Here is a 15,346-nt window from a genome sequence, read left to right as displayed (position 1 = left end):
GGTTCGTTGAATGTCAGAGCGGGGTAGGGGGAGCGGGCGGCTGGCGCCGCGCGCGGATGTCGAAGAGCACGTCAGCGAGGCCGGCGAGCGCCACGAAGATCATCGGCCAGCCGATGACGAAGGTGAGGGCGTAGAGCAGGCCGAGCGCGAAGCCGCGCATGCCCCAGCCGCGGGTGATGTCGTGAGCCAGGGCAAAGCCCTGCAATGCGTAAACGGCGAGGCTGACGGCAAGAACGATCGCGGCGATCTGCCCGGGAAAACCGCCGGCGAAGGAGCCGATGGAGCCCACGAGCAGTGCCACCGCGGTCCATTTCGGCAGCTTCAGCGACGGCAGGTCCGGCCAGGGACGGACAAGCCTGCCGGAGGCCCGCACGATGCGGCCGGCGAAATAGAGGTTGATGGTGGTGACGAAGGTCCAGACCACCGCTCCCGCCACCGGCACGGCAGCGGCCATGAGCCGGATCAGCGCTTCGCGGTCGCCCTCGCCGAGGCGCATCTGGGCGAGCGTCCGGGTGATCGCCTCGCGGATGGCGGCCTGGAAGGCGTCGAAGTCGAAGCCATAGAGAGCGATGATGCCGAAAAGCGTGAGGGCGACAGCGCCGATGCCGATGAGCGAGAGGATCTGCCCGGGCGAGATCCACACCGCCTGCTCGGGGTCCTCGGGGTCAGCACCGGGCTGCCACGCGAGGACGGCGTAGGACAGGATCCAGGCGGGAAGACCGACGGAGAAGAAGAAGAACAGGCCGAACTGCGAGCGCAGCGCCAGCGACAGGGCGAGCGCGCCGATCGCCGCGGCGAAGGCGCCGGCATAATGGCCCCAGCCGAGGCCGGCGATGAGGACGGGCAGGGCGGCAAAGTAAAACAGGATGAGCGCCAGCGGGCTCCCCGACGCGAGCGTCGCGAAGAGGAGCGCGGAGGCAAGGCCTGCCCCGAAGGAGATGGCGAGGGTCGGTCCCATCGTCAGCTGTCCCGCTCGTTGTGAGGGTTAGGGGCGCCGCCCCAGCTTCAGCCGCCGCAGGAGTCCCACGTGGCCGACGATCATCAGAAGAAGGTTCCGGAGCGGCGGTTTGGCCCGCCGCCCCGGAGGCACGTCACTTGATCACGTAGGGCAGCAGGCCGAGGAAGCGGGCGCGCTTGATCGCCTGGGCGAGCTCGCGCTGCTTCTTGGCCGAAACGGCGGTGATGCGGGACGGGACGATCTTGCCGCGCTCGGAAATGTAGCGCTGCAGGAGACGGACGTCCTTGTAGTCGATCTTCGGCGCGTTCGGGCCGGAGAACGGGCAGGTCTTGCGACGACGGAAAAACGGGCGACGGGCGCCACCGGCTGCGGCTGACATGCTCACTCCTCCGTCTGCTCGGCGTCGGCGCCGGTCTCGATGTCGCCACCGTCACGGTCGCGGAAACGGCGGCCACCGCCACCACCACCCGCGCCGCCGCCGAAGCCGCGGTCACGGCCGCCACCGCCGCCGAAGCCGCGATCGCCAAAGCCACGCTCGCCGCGCTCGTCGCGGTCACGCTTCTGCAGCATGGCGGACGGGGCCTCCTCGAGCTCCTCGACCTTCACGGTCATGAAGCGCAGGATGTCCTCGTTGATCGCCATCTGGCGCTCCATCTCGACCACGGCGGCCGAGGGGGCGTTGATGTTCATCAGGGTGTAGTGGGCCTTGCGGTTCTTCCGGATGCGGAAGGCGATCGACTTCAGACCCCAGGGCTCGACCTTGGCCACCGAGCCGCCATTGGCTTCGATGACGCCCTTGTACTGCTCGGCAAGCGCTTCCGCCTGCTGAGAGGTCACGTCCTGGCGCGCCAGGAACACATGTTCATAGAGAGGCATTCGGCCTGTCTCCGGTTCGAGTGACGCTTTCAGCGGCGCGAAGCCCCCCGAGCCTGGACAGGCCCGACAGTTTCTCGAAGGCGGAGACACCGGACGACGGAGGGGCTTGAAACCCGCCTGCAGGTTGACCTGCCGTCCGTTCAGCCACCGGCCGACGAAAGCGAAGGCGGCCTTATACGCGAAAGTCGCGAGGATTCAAGCCCGAGGGTCCGGAACTGCCGCTGCACCGCGCGGTTGTCATGGCACCGGAACGGGGAGGACGCCATGACCGCATCGAAACCCACGACGCCGCTCGACCCGGGCTATCCCGAAGACCGGGGTCGCGGCGGCAATGCCGGCGAGGATCGCGCCGGCGGCGATGAGCGTGGCGGCGGGACCTTCGAGAACGGTCCCGATGCCGAGAACCTCACCCGCGGCGCCCCGCCGAAACCCGTGAAGCGCTACAGTCAGGCCGGATGACCGACCCAATTTCGCCGTGATCCATTGCAACATTCTGCAACAGATCGCGTTGACGTCGAAACCGGGAGGGTCACCATGTCGCCTGTCGTCCACACTGCCGCTCCCGCCTGCCTCTTCACCGGCGAGGATGTCACCCGGATGAAGCGCAAGTTCGCCAGGACCTGCGAGGAGCTTGGCGTTTTCGCGGAAGATGACGGCGCCCGCCGCTCGCTCGGCCGGGCCCTGGTTGCCGCCATCGCCCGCGGCGACATGGATTTGCCGGAGCCTGAGACGCCGGTCGGCGCCACCGAGATCGTCTGTTTCGAAGGCGAAGAGCTTGTTGTCATGATTACCGATCGTCCCGGGCACTGAGGCGGCGTCGGCGCGGTATCAGCCGCGCCCGACCCCGTCCCGGAATGCCTGCGCTGTCTGCGCAGCGCCCACCTCGAACGGCGTCACGTCCGCCCAGAATCGCGCTGTGAACTTGCTGGCATCGACCCGGTAGGGCCTGTCCCACTGGAAACGCATCTCGACCATCCCCCGCAGGGAGGGCACCGCGAGGCCAAGCGCCGGCAAGGCCCATAGGGGTACCGCGCTGACGCGCGCCGTCGCGCCGATGGCCCTGGCGCCGGTTTCGAGGATCCGTCGCGGCGTCGTCGTGGGCGCGCAGGGCATGTGCCAAGCCTGCCCGTAGGCATCGTCCGGCGCCTCCAGCAGCGTCACCACCGCACGGCCGATGTCCGGCACATAGGCGAAGTCGTGAGGCATGTCGGGCGGCGAGATGAGAACCGCGCGCCGGCCGCGCGCGATGGCGCCGAAGCCGACATCGCCGAGATGGGACAGGCCGACCCCCGGCCCATAGAAGTCGGGCGCCCGCAATGCCGCCACCCGCACGCGACCGGCAGCGGCCATCCACTGCCGCGTGAGGTCGGCCCGCACCGCCGGTTTGGCGCCAATGGTCGTAAGCGGCGTCGCCTCGGTCAGGGGATGGTCCTGCGGTCCGTACATGTAGAGATTGTCGAGGAACACCATGCGCGCGCCGGCCGCCTCGCAGGCATGGAGCAGGTTCGCCATGGCGGCCGGCCACGAGCGGCGCCAGACGGCCCCATCATAGGCGAAACCGATGGCGACGACGATCTCGGAGGCGCCGGCCACGGCCCCCGCCACTTGCGCCCCGTCAAGCACGTCGCAACCGACGAAGCGCACCACCGCCGCCAGGTCATTTGGCCGCCGCCGCTGCGCGACAGTGACGTTGCGCCCCTCGGCGACGAGCCGCTCCACCGTCGCCCGTCCCACCGGCCCATAACCAAACACCACGATCGCCTCGCCCATCACCGTTCTCCTTTTGCGATGGGCAAAAGGTAGTCCGGCGCTGGTCATGACGAAAATGCATTGTTATCATCATCATTATGCGCGACACGAATTTAGCTGGTATCGATCTCAATCTTCTTCCGCCTCTCGAGGCCTTGCTCCGGCTGCGCAATGTCACCTATGCCGCGGCGGAGGTGGGCCTGAGCCAGCCGGCCATGAGCCGGACGTTGGCGCGCCTGCGCCACCTGCTCGGCGATCCGCTGCTGGTGCGCACCGGCGCCGGCTATGTCCTGACGCCGAGGTCACGGGACCTGCTGCCGGCTCTGGGCGCGGCGCTGGAGGACCTGCGCGGCCTGCTTCATCCACCCGCCTTCGATCCTGCCGGGGCGCGCAGCACCGTGCGCATCGCCTGCTCCGATACGCAGGCGATCCTCCTGATGCCCGCCGTGATGGCGCGGCTTGCCCGAGAAGCCCCCGGCCTTGACCTGCACCTCGTCCCTTATTCCGCGGACATGATCCCGCGCATGGCGGCCGGCCGGCTCGATCTTGCCTTCGCGCTGGCGACGACGCCCCTGCCGCCGGGGGCGCGCAGCGAGGCCATCGCCCAGGACCGGCTCGTGATGGTCATGCGACGTGGCCATCCGCTCGCCGACATGCCGCTCAGCATCGCCGACTATGCGGTGGTGGATCATGCTGGCATCGCCATTCTTGGCGACGGCCTGTCAGATCTTGACGCGGCGCTTGCCGCCTCGGGTATCAGCCGGCGAATCGCGGTGGTGACGCCGCATTTCACCGCGGCGCTGGCGGCGGTGGCCGCGACCGATCTGGTCTCGACTCTTTCCCATGCCTTCGCGTCACGCTTCGCTGCGCCCTTTGGCCTCGTCCTGCGCGAGCCGCCGCTGCCCGAAACGGCCATGACCATCACGCTGGTCTGGTCGCACCTGCGTGCCGGCGACCGCCTGTTGGTCTGGCTGCGCGGCCTCATCCGCGACGTCGCTGCAACGCTTCACCACGAGGCGGCAGCGACGGCCTGACGGCAGGTGCCGGCTCAGGCGGCCTCGGCCTCGCGCCGCCAGGCCGGGAAGGGGTCCGGCAGTCCGGCGAAAGCGTCCGCATCGAACCGCGTCGACGAGGCGCGCCCCAGCAGGCAGGCGTCGAGCGCGGACCGCATCGCGACCTCATCCATGCCTGTCCCGATGAAGACGAGTTCCTGCCGCCGGTCGCCATAGACGGGGTGCCAGTGGCGCTTGACCATCTCGCGCCATTCCTCCGATTGCGGCCAGCGCGCCTTGGGCACGGCGATCCACCAGAAGCCCATGGCCGAGGTCCGGCAGACCGCCCCGGCGATCGACAGCTCGCCGCACCAGTTCGGCCGGGTCGCCAGCCAGAAATGTCCCTTGGCGCGGATCAGGCCCGGCCAGGTCCGCTTGAGGAAGGCGTCGAAGGCGAGGGGGTCGAAGGGCCGCGCCGCCCGGTAGACGAAGGACGAGATGCCGTATTCCTCCGTTTCCGGCACGTGATCCTTGAAGCCGTAGAGTTCCTTGGCCCAGAGCGGATGCGTCTCGGCCTTCTCGTGGTCGAAGTGGCCGGTGTCGAGAACCGCGTCCAGATCCACCTTGGCGAAGTCGGTCTCGATCACGCGGGCGTCAGGATTGAGGGCACGCACGACCTTGAGCACGAGGTCGCGTTGATGGGGCGTGACGTCCGAGACCTTGTTGACGATCACAACGTCCGCAAACTCGATCTGGTCGGTCAGCAGGTCGGCCAGCGTTCGCAAGTCGCCATCACCCGCCGTCTCGCCGCGGTCGGAGAGGACATCGCGGCTGCCGAAATCCCTCACAAGGTTGATGGCATCGACGACCGTCACCATCGTGTCGAGCCGCGCCACATCCTCAAGCGCGCGGCCCTCCTCATCGCGGAACGAGAATGTCGCCGCGATCGGCAGCGGCTCGGCGATCCCGGTCCCCTCGATCAGCAGGTAATCGAAACGTCCTTCGGCTGCGAGGCGACGAACCTCGGTCAGAAGGTCGTCGCGCAACGTGCAGCAGATGCAGCCATTGGTCATTTCGACCAGTGTCTCCTCCGTTCGCGACAGGTTGGCGCCGCCATCCCGCACCAGGTCTGCGTCGATGTTCACCTCCGACATGTCATTGACGATGACGGCCACCCTCCGACCCTCGCGATTGTTGAGGATGTGGTTCAGCAGCGTCGTCTTGCCGGCGCCGAGGAAGCCGGAGAGGACGGTGACGGGGAGGCGGTGCTCGCGCGACATTCGGCGTCTCATGAGTAATGTTACAACATAACATTATGGGTGCGGGGCGGGCTTGGCAAGCGCCCCATCGGCTTCTCCACGGCTGTTCGGCGTGGAAACCGGGCCCATCGCTTGACTCCGGCGCGCCCCGATGCCAGTCCCGCGCACCTTGTCTGAAGGGCGTCGCGAGGACCGGTCCATGTCAGCCGCATTCACCTTTCCCGGCCAGGGCAGCCAGGCCGTCGGCATGGGCAAGGCCCTTGCCGAAGCCTTCCCCGTCGCCCGCGCGGTTTTCGACGAAGTCGACGCCGCCCTCGGCGAGAAGCTCTCCGCGATCATGTGGGACGGGCCGGTCGAGACCCTCACCCTCACCCAGAATGCCCAGCCGGCGCTGATGGCCGTCTCGCTCGCCACCATCCGCGTGCTGGAAGCCGAGGCCGGTCTCGACCTGAAGCGTGACGCCGCCTTCGTCGCCGGCCACTCGCTCGGTGAGTATTCCGCGCTCGCCGCCGCCGGCACCTTCTCCATCGCCGATGCGGCGCGGCTCCTGCGCATCCGCGGCAACGCCATGCAGGCCGCCACCCCGGTCGGCACCGGCGCCATGGCCGCCATTCTCGGCCTTGAGTTCGATGCCGTGGCGGCGGTGGCCGCCGAGGCCGCGCAGGGCGAAGTGTGCCAGGCCGCCAACGACAATGGCGGTGGCCAGGTCGTCATCTCCGGCCACAAGGCGGCCGTGGAGCGGGCCTGCGAACTCGCCAAGGCCAAGGGCGCCAAGCGCGCCATTCCCTTGCCCGTCTCCGCGCCGTTCCACTGCGCGCTGATGCAGCCGGCCGCCGATGCCATGGCCGAGGCCCTCGCCAAGGTCGAGGTTCGCGCCCCCGCCGTTCCTGTCGTCGCCAACGTGCTGGCGGCGCCCATCACCGATCCGGCCGAGATCGTCCGCCGTCTGGTCGAACAGGTCACCGGAACGGTGCGCTGGCGTGAATGCGTTGCCACCATGGCCGGGGCCGGCGTCACCACCTTCTACGAGATCGGGTCGGGCAAGGTGCTCTCCGGCCTCGTCAAGCGCATTGCCGACGGCGCCACCGGCACCGCCATCGGCACGCCCGACGACGTCGCCGCCTTCAAGGCCGCGCGCGGCTGACCGCCCTTCACGGAGCCAGGATCATGTTCGACCTCACCGGCAAGACCGCCCTCGTCACCGGCGCCACGGGCGGCATCGGCGGCGCCATCGCCGAGGCGCTGCATGCGCGCGGCGCGACCGTCGCCCTCTCCGGCACCCGGCGCGAGAAGCTGGAGGAATTTGCCGGCAAGCTCGGCGAGCGCGCCCATGTCGTGCCGACCAACCTGTCCTCCATCGAGGAGGTCGAGGCTCTGGTGCCAACAGCGGAAAAGGCCATGGGAGGCCTCGACATCCTCGTCAACAATGCCGGCATCACCCGCGACAACCTCTTCATCCGCATGAAGGACGAGGAGTGGGACCAGGTCATCGCGGTGAACCTCACGGCGACGTTCCGCCTGACCCGCGCCGCCGCCAAGCTGATGATGCGCAAGCGCTGGGGCCGCATCATCTCCATCACCTCGGTGGTCGGCGTGACTGGCAATCCAGGCCAGGGCAACTACGCCGCCTCCAAGGCCGGCATGATCGGCATGTCGAAGTCGCTCGCCGCCGAGGTCGCGAGCCGCAACGTCACGGTGAACTGCCTTGCTCCCGGCTTCATCGAGACGGCGATGACCGACGTGCTGAACGACAAGCAGAAGGAGACGATCCTCTCGCGCGTGCCCGCTGGCCGTCTTGGCCGCGCCGCGGAAATCGCCGCCGCCGCCGTCTATCTGGCCTCGGAAGAGGCTGCCTACGTCACCGGCCAGACACTTCATGTGAATGGCGGTATGGCTATGATCTGATTGAGCTTTTGACGTTTGGGGGCACCCGCTGGCAAAACCCTTGGGCCTGTGATAGAGAGCCTTGGGTTCGGCAGGGGGGCTTCCCAGACGATCCGGAATTCACGGCGGAGCGGCACGCCACCTGCACACCATACGACAGCCGCACACCGCATCCGATCGAGAGCGGTGGCTCACCATCGGATGAAACGAGGATAATTCAATGAGCGATACCGCTGAACGCGTGAAGAAGATCGTCGTGGAACAGCTCGGCGTCGAGGCCGAGAAGGTCGTCCCCACCGCGAGCTTCATCGACGACCTCGGGGCGGACAGCCTCGACACCGTCGAGCTCGTGATGGCGTTCGAGGAGGAGTTCGGCGTCGAGATCCCGGACGACGCCGCCGAGACGATCCTGACCGTCGGCGACGCGATCAAGTTCCTCGACAAGGCGACCAACGCCTGATCTGAGCGACAGTCGACATCGATTGTGACGACCGAAGGGCCGGGGAGCTGAGAGCGTCTCCGGCTTTTCTTTCACCGGGGCGGAAAACGGGGTGGCATGATGATGCGGCGGGTGGTTGTGACCGGCATGGGGCTCCTGACCCCGCTCGGCTGCGGTGTCGAGGAAACCTGGTCGCGGCTGATCAAGGGTGAGAGCGGCGCCAAGAAGGTCGAGCATTTCGACGTCTCCGACATCGCCGCCAAGATCGCCTGCCAGATCCCCCGCGAGGGCGCCGGCGCCTTCAATCCCGACGACTGGATGGAGCCGAAGGAGCAGCGCAAGGTCGACGAGTTCATCGTCTTCGCCATGTGCGCCGCCAAGCAGGCTCTCGACGATGCCGGCTGGCACCCGAAGACCTCCGACGAGCAGAACACCACCGGCGTCCTCATCGGCTCTGGCATCGGCGGCATTGACGGCATCGCGGAAGCCGCCCTCATCCTGCGCGACAAGGGTCCGCGCCGCATCTCGCCCTTCTTCATCCCCGGCCGCCTCATCAACCTCGCCGGCGGCTATGTCTCCATCGCCCACGGCCTGAAGGGCCCGAACCACGCGGTGGTCACCGCCTGCTCCACGGGCGCCCATGCCATTGGCGACGCCGCCCGCCTCGTCGCCTTTGGCGATGCCGATGTCATGGTGGCCGGCGGTACCGAATCGCCGATCAGCCGCCTCTCGCTCGCCGGCTTTGCCGCCTGCCGCGCGCTTTGCACCACCTTCAACGACGAGCCGACCCGCGCCTCGCGTCCCTATGACCGCGACCGCGACGGCTTCGTCATGGGCGAGGGCGCTGGCATGGTCGTGCTGGAGGAATACGAGCACGCCAAGGCGCGCGGCGCGAAGATCTATGCCGAGGTCATCGGCTACGGCCTGTCGGGCGATGCCCATCACATCACCGCCCCGTCCGAGGATGGCGACGGCGCCTATCGCTGCATGTCCGCGGCCATCAAGCGCGCCGGCATCACCGCCGCCGACATCGATTACATCAACGCCCACGGCACCTCGACCATGGCCGACGGCATCGAACTCGGCGCCGTCGAGCGCCTGGTCGGCAATGCCGCCTCGAAGATCTCCATGTCCTCGACCAAGTCGTCGATCGGCCATCTCCTCGGTGCCGCCGGCGCGGTGGAGGCGATCTTCTCCATCCTCGCCATCCGCGACCAGGTCGCACCGCCGACGCTGAACCTCGACAATCCCGCCGTCGAGACCGCGATCGACCTCGTGCCGCATGCGGCGCGCAAGCGGTCGATCGAGACCGTGCTGTCGAACTCCTTCGGCTTTGGCGGCACCAACGCCTCGGTCATCTTCCGGGCCGCGGCATAAGGCGGAAACCCGCCTTTCGCCACATTCCCTGCGCATCACTCACCCCGGTGATGCGATATCCCGAGCCGAGCGCAGCGACATGAGCGATACCCCCGGCAACGCCCCGCAGAACGGGCCCCGCCAGGCCATGAAGTCGCCCCGGGCGGCCCTTGAGCCGGAAGCGGCCCCGCCGCCGCCGCCGGCCTCGCGCCATGCGCGGAATCAGTGGGTCGTCATCGGCAATCTCATCGTCACCATCGCGCTGGTGGTGCTGGTCGGCGGCATGGCCGCCTTCCTCTATGCCCGCCAGGCCTTCATCGCGCCCGGACCGCTGCAGCAGGACCGTGCCGTCTTCATCGAGCGTGGCTCGACTGCCGAGACCGTCGCCCAGACGCTGGAGCGCAACGGCGTCATCGACAGCGCGCTGCTCTTCTCGGCCGCCGTCCAGCTCTATGGGGTGCGCAGCGACCTGAAGTGGGGCGAGTATCTCTTCCCCAAGGGCGCCTCGACCGCCGAGGCCCTCGCCATCGTGCTCGAGGGCAAGGCCATCGAGTATCGCGTCACCATTCCCGAGGGCCTGACCTCCGAGCAGATCGTCGGCCGCCTGCGCGACAACGACGTGCTCACCGGCGAAATTGCGCGCATCCCCCGCGAGGGCTCGCTGCTGCCCGACACCTACCGCTTCACCCGCGGCACGACCCGGCAGCAGATCGTCGACATGATGACCCGCGAGCAGCAGCGTCGCCTGCAGGAAATCTGGGCGCGCCGCCGGCCCGACCTGCCGCTGCGCACGCCGGAGGAACTCGTCACGCTCGCCTCTATCGTCGAGAAAGAGACCGGCAAGGCGGAGGAGCGCCCGCGCGTCGCCGGCGTCTTCATCAACCGCCTGACCCTGCCGCGCCCGATGCGCCTGCAGTCGGATCCGACCATCATCTATGGCATTGTCGGCGGCCGCGGCGCCCTTGGCCGGCCCATCAGCCAGTCCGATATCCAGCGCCTGACGCCCTACAACACCTATCAGATCGACGGCCTGCCCCCGACCCCGATCGGCAATCCCGGCCGTGCTGCCATGGAGGCCGTCGCCAATCCGGCTCGGCACCGCGAGATCTTCTTCGTCGCCGACGGCACCGGCGGCCACGCCTTCGCCGAGACGCTGGAGCAGCACAACCGCAATGTCGCCAACTGGCGCCGGATCGAGCGCGAACGCGGCGAGGCGGCGAGCACTGGCGGCGGCACCGCGCCGCCGGCGGCTGCAGCCGACGCGGCTCCCGCTGCACCCGCGACGCCGCCGCGCACGACGCGTTGATGCCCTGCGGCGCTTGACCGCGGAGCGCCCGGACCGTAACGCCGTGCTGACCGGTTGAGCCAGAGGATTCCATGGCCCTGTCCAGCATGACGGGCTTTGCCCGAGCCGAAGGCGTGACGGGAGCGGCCGTCTGGGCCTGGGAGATCAAGTCGGTCAACAGCAAGGGCCTCGACGTGAAGCTCCGGCTGCCCGGCAGCATCGAGGCGGCCGAGCCGGCGATCCGCCAGGCCGTCGCCGCCGCCGTCTCCCGCGGCTCGATCTTCGCCTCACTCTCCGTGAAGCGCGAGGGCGCCACCAGCGAGGTCCGGGTCAACGAAGCGGTGCTCGCCCAGGTCGTCGAGGCCGCCCGCCTTGTCGCTGAGAAACTCGACGCCCGCGCCCCCGCCATTGACGGCCTCCTCGCCATCAAGGGCGTCATCGACGTGGTCGAGGCGGAGGAGACCGAAGAGGAGCGTGCCGCGCTCGTCGCCGCCATCCTCACCGGTCTCGACACGGCGCTTGCCCGTCTCGTCGCCATGCGGCGCGAGGAGGGCAGGGCGCTGGAGGCCGTGCTTGTTGCCCGCCTCGACGAGATCGCCGCCCTCAAGGCCGAGGCTGAGGACAATCCCTGCCGCCGTCCGGAGACGATCCGCGCCCGTATCGCCGAGCAGATCGCAGCCCTCCTCGAGCCCGGCCGCAATTTCGATCCGGACCGCCTGCATCAGGAGGCGCTGATGGTCGCCTCCAAGGCCGATATCCGCGAGGAGCTGGACCGGCTCGACGCCCATGTCGCCGCCGCCCGCAAGCTGCTCGCCGGTGGCGGCGCGGTCGGCCGCAAGCTCGATTTCCTCGCCCAGGAATTCAACCGCGAGACCAACACGCTCTGCTCGAAGTCCAACGACGTGACGCTGACCTCCACCGGTCTCGCGCTCAAGGCGGTGGTCGAGCAGTTCCGCGAGCAGGTCCAGAACCTGGAGTAGCCATGGCCGATCCCGTCACGGCCCGCCGCGGCCTCATGCTCATCCTCACCTCGCCCTCCGGCGCGGGGAAATCGACCCTGACGCGCCAGCTCCTGCAGGAGGAGACGGAGATCGCCCTGTCGGTCTCGGTGACGACGCGCGCCCGCCGCAAGGACGAGATCGACGGCGTCCACTACCACTTCGTCGACCGTCCGGCTTTCGAGCGGATGCGCGAGGCGGGTGACCTCCTCGAATGGGCCGAGGTCCACGGCAATTGCTACGGCACGCCCCGCAAGGCGGTGGAGGACGCGCTCGCCGCCGGCAAGGACGTGCTCTTCGACATCGACGTCGCAGGTGTCCGCCAGCTTGCCGCCATGGTGCGCGAGGACATGGCGACGGTCTTCCTGCTGCCGCCCTCGGTCGCCGAGCAGATCGCCCGCCTCAAGCGCCGCGCCAGCGATGACGACGCGGCCATCCTCAAGCGCCTGCGCACGGCGCGCGACGAGATCGGCCACTGGGCGGATTTCGACTACATCCTGGTCAATGACGATCTCGGCCGCGCCTTCGCCGAGCTGCGCGCCATTCTCCACGCCGAGCGGCTGAAGCAGCGCCGCCGCCCGAAGCTCGAGGCGCTGATCGCCGAACTCGGACGGGATCTCGACGTGATCCTGGGGAACGGCCGTATTCCCAGCTGACCGCGTTCACCCAGCGGTAAGCTGGGCCAGCCTGCAGAAATCGGCGATGGTGAGGTTCTCCGCCCGCTCGGTCGGGTCGAGCCCCGCTTCCTCGATCAGCGGCATCGGGTCGCGACCGAGGCCCTTGAGGCTCTGGCGGATCATCTTGCGGCGCTGGCCGAAGGCGGCGAGCGTGACGCGCTCCAGCGCCTTGACCGGGCAGGCGAGGGGCTCTGGCCGCGGCACGAGATGCACCACGGTCGAGGTGATCTTCGGCGGCGGCACGAAGGCTGACGGGGCGACGTCGAACACCATCTTCGCAGTCGTGCGCCAGCCCGCGAGAACGCCGAGCCGGCCATAGGCCTCCGCGCCCGGCGGGGCGACGATGCGCTGTGCCACCTCCTTCTGGAACATCAGCGTCAGCGACTGATACCAGGGCGGCCAGGCCTCGCCGGTCAGCCAGCCGGTGAGCAGGCTGGTGCCGACATTGTAGGGCAGGTTGGCGACGATGCGGGCCGGCGCGCCGCCGGCCAGCGCGGCGAAATCCACCTTCAGCGCATCGCCCTCGATGACCTCGAGCCGGCCCGGATAGGCGGCCGCGATCTCGGCAAGGGCGGGAAGGCAGCGCGCATCGCGCTCGATGGCGATGACGCGGGCGCCGCCTGCGAGCAGGGCCCGTGTGAGGCCGCCGGGTCCGGGACCGACCTCGACGACGGTCGCACCCTCCAGCGGCCCGGAGGCCCGTGCGATACGGCTCGTCAGGTTGAGGTCGAGCAGGAAGTTCTGGCCGAGCGCCTTCTTCGCCATCAACCCGTGGCGGGCGATCACCTCGCGCAGGGGCGGCAGGTCATCGATGGCGCTCAAGCCGCACCCTTCCGTGCCGCGAGCCGGCCCGCCAGGGCAATCGCCTGGATCATGCTGGACGGCCGCGCCGTGCCGGTGCCGGCGAGCCCATAGGCCGTGCCGTGGTCCGGCGAGGTCCGGATGAAGGGCAGGCCCAGCGTGATATTGACGCCCTCGTCAAAGGCGATGGTCTTCACCGGCGCCAGCACCTGGTCATGATACATGCCGAGCACGGCGTCGTAGGTCTCGCGCGCCGCCGGATGGAACAGCGTATCGGCGGGATGCGGGCCGGTGGCCGCGATGCCGATGCGGTTGAGCTCGGCGACGGCGGGGGCGACGATCTCGATGTCCTCGCGGCCGATCAGCCCGCCCTCGCCGGCATGGGGGTTGAGGCCGCAGACTGCGAGGCGCGGGCGCGCGATGCCGAACCTGGCGACGAGGTCGTGGGCGACGATAGCGCCGGTCTCGACGATGAGATTGGTGGTCAGCCGCTCTGGCACGGCCGCGAGTGGGATGTGGATCGTGACCGGAACGACGGCGAGGCTCTCGCTCCAGATCATCATGACCGGGCGCACCGGCCCGACGCGGAAGGTGCGGGCGAGCTCGCCGAGGAATTCGGTGTGACCGGGATGGCTGAAGCCGGCGGCGGCCAGCACCGCCTTCGAGATCGGCGCGGTGACGATGGCGCCAGCCCGACCCGCGCGGATATGCTCGACGCCGGTGCGGATTGCCTCGATCACCACGCCGCCGGTCTCCGGCGTCGCCTGGCCCGGCCGGTCGTCGATGCCCTCGCCGATGTCGAGCACGGGCAGGCCGAAGGCGAAGGTGTCGTACGTCTCCTCGGGCAGGCAGGGCACGATCGGCACGCCGATGCCGAGCCGGGCGGCGCGCGACTCCATCAGGGCGGCGTCACCGATGACGTAGAAGGGCGGCAGGCGATGGCTCGCCCTGTCCCGCCAGGCCATGAGGGCGATGTCCGGACCGATGCCGGCCGGCTCCCCCATGGAGATGGCGAGGGGTAGCTGCATCAGGATCAGCGGCGCGGCGCGTCGCGGCCGTCACGGTAATTGATGACCGCGTTCTGGCGCAGCCGCGCCAGATAGGCCTCGGAGATGCGCCGCATCTCCGCCGTGGTCATTTCCTCGCGCACCTGGTTGCGCGCGGCGGTGTCGCTGGTGCTCGCCTCCTCCTTGGAGCAGACGGCGATCATCTCGATGCCCTGGCTGGTGCGGCTCGGCGGCGTGAGCTTGCCCACCGCCGTCTGGTCGAGCAGCTGGCGGAAGGCCGGGCTAAGGTCCGAGCCGAGGCGGCGGAACTGCTCGCGCGACGCCGAATCCGGCAGGCGCGAAACCTGCTCCATGTCTGTGGCGCAGCTGGAGAAACGGGCGCGCAGGGCATTCGCCTCGCCCATGCGGCGCTGCACGACGGCTGGCGGCGCATTGGCTGGCACCAGCAGCACCACCGGCCGCAGCACGTAGTTCATCGGGCGGGCGGCGCCCTGGCGCCGGTTCAGGGCGTCGACGAGCTGGGTATCGGTGATGAAGATGGTGCGACCATACCGGGCGCCGATGAGGTTCGACCAGGAGAGGTCAGCGCGCAGCTTGCCCCTGTAGACGCGCGGCTCGATCCCCTGCGAGCGCAGCACCGCGTCGAAGCCGCGCGGATCGATGCCGGACCGCTGGGCGACCTGGGCATAAGCCTGCTCGACCTGCTGCTCGTTGGCCTCGACGCGGAAGCGGCGAGCCTCGGCGAACTTGATGCGGTCGTTGATCAGGTCCTGGAGCGCCTGCTCGGCGGAATGCGGCCGGCCCTCGCGGATCTGCAGCAGCCGCTGGCGCTGCGGGATGTCGAAGCTGGTGATCGGGATGCCACCGATCGTCGCGATGACGCGGCCCTCCTGGGCGCGGGCCGGGGACGGGGCGCCAATGCCAGCGGTGAGCGCCAGGGCAAGGGCGGTGATGGCGAGGGGCCGGAAAGGCAAGGGTCGCACGGACGACATGGCGGGCGCCTCCTTGGACGTTGACGGGTCACGAGCCTGCTGCCTCGCCCAAGAGGGTGGCGCAATCAGGGCA

The 15,346-nt window shown here is 69.0% G+C and carries 18 protein-coding genes; 10 read left to right on the top strand and 8 right to left on the bottom strand.

Annotation, left to right across the window (positions count from 1 at the left end; genetic code table 11):
• Window positions 1-13: 13 nt before the first annotated feature.
• From O9344_RS10240 to rpsF, 3 genes are all read right to left on the bottom strand, one after another.
• Window positions 14-958 carry a DUF2232 domain-containing protein gene (locus O9344_RS10240; protein WP_298476150.1) on the bottom strand — a complete coding sequence of 315 codons (945 nt, stop codon included), beginning with the start codon at window positions 956-958 and terminating at the stop codon, window positions 14-16.
• 133 nt (window positions 959-1,091) lie between these two features.
• Complete coding sequence (gene rpsR / locus O9344_RS10235; protein ID WP_245901832.1) at window positions 1,092-1,343, bottom strand: 30S ribosomal protein S18; 252 nt, start codon at window positions 1,341-1,343, stop codon at window positions 1,092-1,094.
• Window positions 1,340-1,834 carry a 30S ribosomal protein S6 gene (gene rpsF, locus O9344_RS10230; protein WP_298476140.1) on the bottom strand — a complete coding sequence of 165 codons (495 nt, stop codon included), beginning with the start codon at window positions 1,832-1,834 and terminating at the stop codon, window positions 1,340-1,342. The genes rpsR and rpsF overlap by 4 nt, the downstream gene beginning before the upstream one ends.
• Before the next feature lie 264 nt (window positions 1,835-2,098).
• Here rpsF and O9344_RS10225 point away from each other — a divergent pair, with 264 nt between their 5' ends.
• The gene (locus O9344_RS10225) at window positions 2,099-2,293 is read left to right on the top strand and encodes a hypothetical protein (RefSeq protein WP_298476136.1); all 195 of its coding nucleotides are present in this window, start codon (window positions 2,099-2,101) and stop codon (window positions 2,291-2,293) included.
• Window positions 2,294-2,368: 75 nt separating this feature from the next.
• The gene (locus O9344_RS10220; RefSeq protein ID WP_298476133.1) at window positions 2,369-2,644 is read left to right on the top strand and encodes a hypothetical protein; all 276 of its coding nucleotides are present in this window, start codon (window positions 2,369-2,371) and stop codon (window positions 2,642-2,644) included.
• Window positions 2,645-2,662: 18 nt separating this feature from the next.
• Here O9344_RS10220 and O9344_RS10215 read toward each other — a convergent pair whose 3' ends face one another.
• Complete coding sequence (locus tag O9344_RS10215; RefSeq protein ID WP_298476130.1) at window positions 2,663-3,604, bottom strand: NAD-dependent epimerase/dehydratase family protein; 942 nt, start codon at window positions 3,602-3,604, stop codon at window positions 2,663-2,665.
• Window positions 3,605-3,681: 77 nt separating this feature from the next.
• Here O9344_RS10215 and O9344_RS10210 point away from each other — a divergent pair, with 77 nt between their 5' ends.
• Complete coding sequence (locus O9344_RS10210) at window positions 3,682-4,617, top strand: LysR family transcriptional regulator (protein WP_298476127.1); 936 nt, start codon at window positions 3,682-3,684, stop codon at window positions 4,615-4,617.
• 14 nt (window positions 4,618-4,631) lie between these two features.
• Here the strand turns inward: O9344_RS10210 and zigA are convergent, their stop codons facing one another.
• The gene (gene zigA, locus O9344_RS10205) at window positions 4,632-5,855 is read right to left on the bottom strand and encodes a zinc metallochaperone GTPase ZigA (protein WP_298476124.1); all 1,224 of its coding nucleotides are present in this window, start codon (window positions 5,853-5,855) and stop codon (window positions 4,632-4,634) included.
• 178 nt (window positions 5,856-6,033) lie between these two features.
• On the opposite strand from zigA, the gene fabD reads away from it, so the two are divergent.
• The 7 genes from fabD (at window position 6,034) to gmk (ending at window position 12,452) form a co-directional block, all read left to right on the top strand.
• Entirely contained in the window at window positions 6,034-6,978 is a 945-nt protein-coding gene (gene fabD / locus O9344_RS10200; protein WP_298476120.1) for an ACP S-malonyltransferase, read from the top strand.
• Window positions 6,979-7,001: 23 nt separating this feature from the next.
• Window positions 7,002-7,739 (top strand): 3-oxoacyl-[acyl-carrier-protein] reductase, encoded by a 738-nt coding sequence (gene fabG, locus O9344_RS10195; protein ID WP_298476117.1) that lies wholly within the window; start codon window positions 7,002-7,004, stop codon window positions 7,737-7,739.
• A gap of 199 nt (window positions 7,740-7,938) precedes the next feature.
• The gene (locus O9344_RS10190) at window positions 7,939-8,178 is read left to right on the top strand and encodes an acyl carrier protein (RefSeq protein ID WP_298476114.1); all 240 of its coding nucleotides are present in this window, start codon (window positions 7,939-7,941) and stop codon (window positions 8,176-8,178) included.
• Between the two features lie 102 nt (window positions 8,179-8,280).
• The gene (gene fabF / locus O9344_RS10185; RefSeq protein ID WP_298476336.1) at window positions 8,281-9,534 is read left to right on the top strand and encodes a beta-ketoacyl-ACP synthase II; all 1,254 of its coding nucleotides are present in this window, start codon (window positions 8,281-8,283) and stop codon (window positions 9,532-9,534) included.
• Window positions 9,535-9,613: 79 nt separating this feature from the next.
• Window positions 9,614-10,819: an endolytic transglycosylase MltG gene (gene mltG, locus O9344_RS10180; protein ID WP_298476111.1), complete on the top strand. Its 1,206-nt coding sequence runs from the start codon at window positions 9,614-9,616 to the stop codon at window positions 10,817-10,819.
• Window positions 10,820-10,890: 71 nt separating this feature from the next.
• A complete protein-coding gene (locus O9344_RS10175; RefSeq protein ID WP_298476109.1) occupies window positions 10,891-11,778 on the top strand; it encodes a YicC/YloC family endoribonuclease in 888 nt (295 codons plus the stop codon).
• A 2-nt stretch (window positions 11,779-11,780) separates the two neighbouring features.
• Window positions 11,781-12,452, top strand: a complete 672-nt coding sequence (gmk, locus tag O9344_RS10170) for a guanylate kinase (protein ID WP_298476107.1) — start codon at window positions 11,781-11,783, stop codon at window positions 12,450-12,452.
• 6 nt (window positions 12,453-12,458) lie between these two features.
• On the opposite strand, the gene rsmA is transcribed toward gmk, so the two are convergent.
• Genes rsmA through O9344_RS10155 form a run of 3 tightly spaced genes read right to left on the bottom strand, consistent with a single transcriptional unit; the run spans window position 12,459 to window position 15,273 of the window.
• Window positions 12,459-13,295: a 16S rRNA (adenine(1518)-N(6)/adenine(1519)-N(6))-dimethyltransferase RsmA gene (gene rsmA / locus O9344_RS10165; protein ID WP_298476104.1), complete on the bottom strand. Its 837-nt coding sequence runs from the start codon at window positions 13,293-13,295 to the stop codon at window positions 12,459-12,461.
• Window positions 13,292-14,302: a 4-hydroxythreonine-4-phosphate dehydrogenase PdxA gene (gene pdxA, locus O9344_RS10160; RefSeq protein ID WP_298476101.1), complete on the bottom strand. Its 1,011-nt coding sequence runs from the start codon at window positions 14,300-14,302 to the stop codon at window positions 13,292-13,294. The genes rsmA and pdxA overlap by 4 nt, the downstream gene beginning before the upstream one ends.
• Window positions 14,303-14,307: 5 nt before the next feature.
• Complete coding sequence (locus O9344_RS10155) at window positions 14,308-15,273, bottom strand: SurA N-terminal domain-containing protein (protein WP_298476098.1); 966 nt, start codon at window positions 15,271-15,273, stop codon at window positions 14,308-14,310.
• Window positions 15,274-15,346 lie beyond the last annotated feature (73 nt).

The sequence above is a fragment of the Phreatobacter sp. genome (assembly GCF_027532945.1).
GTDB lineage: Bacteria > Pseudomonadota > Alphaproteobacteria > Rhizobiales > Phreatobacteraceae > Phreatobacter.
This window is presented reverse-complemented; position numbering and strand designations above follow the sequence as displayed.

Coding starts and splice junctions, on each gene's coding strand:
- O9344_RS10155 (WP_298476098.1), bottom strand. CDS start 15,273: ATGTCGTCCGTGCGACCCTTGCCTTTCCGGCCCCTCGCCATCACCGCC.
- fabG (WP_298476117.1), top strand. CDS start 7,002: ATGTTCGACCTCACCGGCAAGACCGCCCTCGTCACCGGCGCCACGGGC.
- fabD (WP_298476120.1), top strand. CDS start 6,034: ATGTCAGCCGCATTCACCTTTCCCGGCCAGGGCAGCCAGGCCGTCGGC.
- fabF (WP_298476336.1), top strand. CDS start 8,281: ATGCGGCGGGTGGTTGTGACCGGCATGGGGCTCCTGACCCCGCTCGGC.
- O9344_RS10190 (WP_298476114.1), top strand. CDS start 7,939: ATGAGCGATACCGCTGAACGCGTGAAGAAGATCGTCGTGGAACAGCTC.
- O9344_RS10225 (WP_298476136.1), top strand. CDS start 2,099: ATGACCGCATCGAAACCCACGACGCCGCTCGACCCGGGCTATCCCGAA.
- O9344_RS10240 (WP_298476150.1), bottom strand. CDS start 958: ATGGGACCGACCCTCGCCATCTCCTTCGGGGCAGGCCTTGCCTCCGCG.
- zigA (WP_298476124.1), bottom strand. CDS start 5,855: ATGTCGCGCGAGCACCGCCTCCCCGTCACCGTCCTCTCCGGCTTCCTC.
- O9344_RS10210 (WP_298476127.1), top strand. CDS start 3,682: ATGCGCGACACGAATTTAGCTGGTATCGATCTCAATCTTCTTCCGCCT.
- O9344_RS10220 (WP_298476133.1), top strand. CDS start 2,369: ATGTCGCCTGTCGTCCACACTGCCGCTCCCGCCTGCCTCTTCACCGGC.
- rpsF (WP_298476140.1), bottom strand. CDS start 1,834: ATGCCTCTCTATGAACATGTGTTCCTGGCGCGCCAGGACGTGACCTCT.
- gmk (WP_298476107.1), top strand. CDS start 11,781: ATGGCCGATCCCGTCACGGCCCGCCGCGGCCTCATGCTCATCCTCACC.
- O9344_RS10215 (WP_298476130.1), bottom strand. CDS start 3,604: ATGGGCGAGGCGATCGTGGTGTTTGGTTATGGGCCGGTGGGACGGGCG.
- O9344_RS10175 (WP_298476109.1), top strand. CDS start 10,891: ATGGCCCTGTCCAGCATGACGGGCTTTGCCCGAGCCGAAGGCGTGACG.
- pdxA (WP_298476101.1), bottom strand. CDS start 14,302: ATGCAGCTACCCCTCGCCATCTCCATGGGGGAGCCGGCCGGCATCGGT.
- mltG (WP_298476111.1), top strand. CDS start 9,614: ATGAGCGATACCCCCGGCAACGCCCCGCAGAACGGGCCCCGCCAGGCC.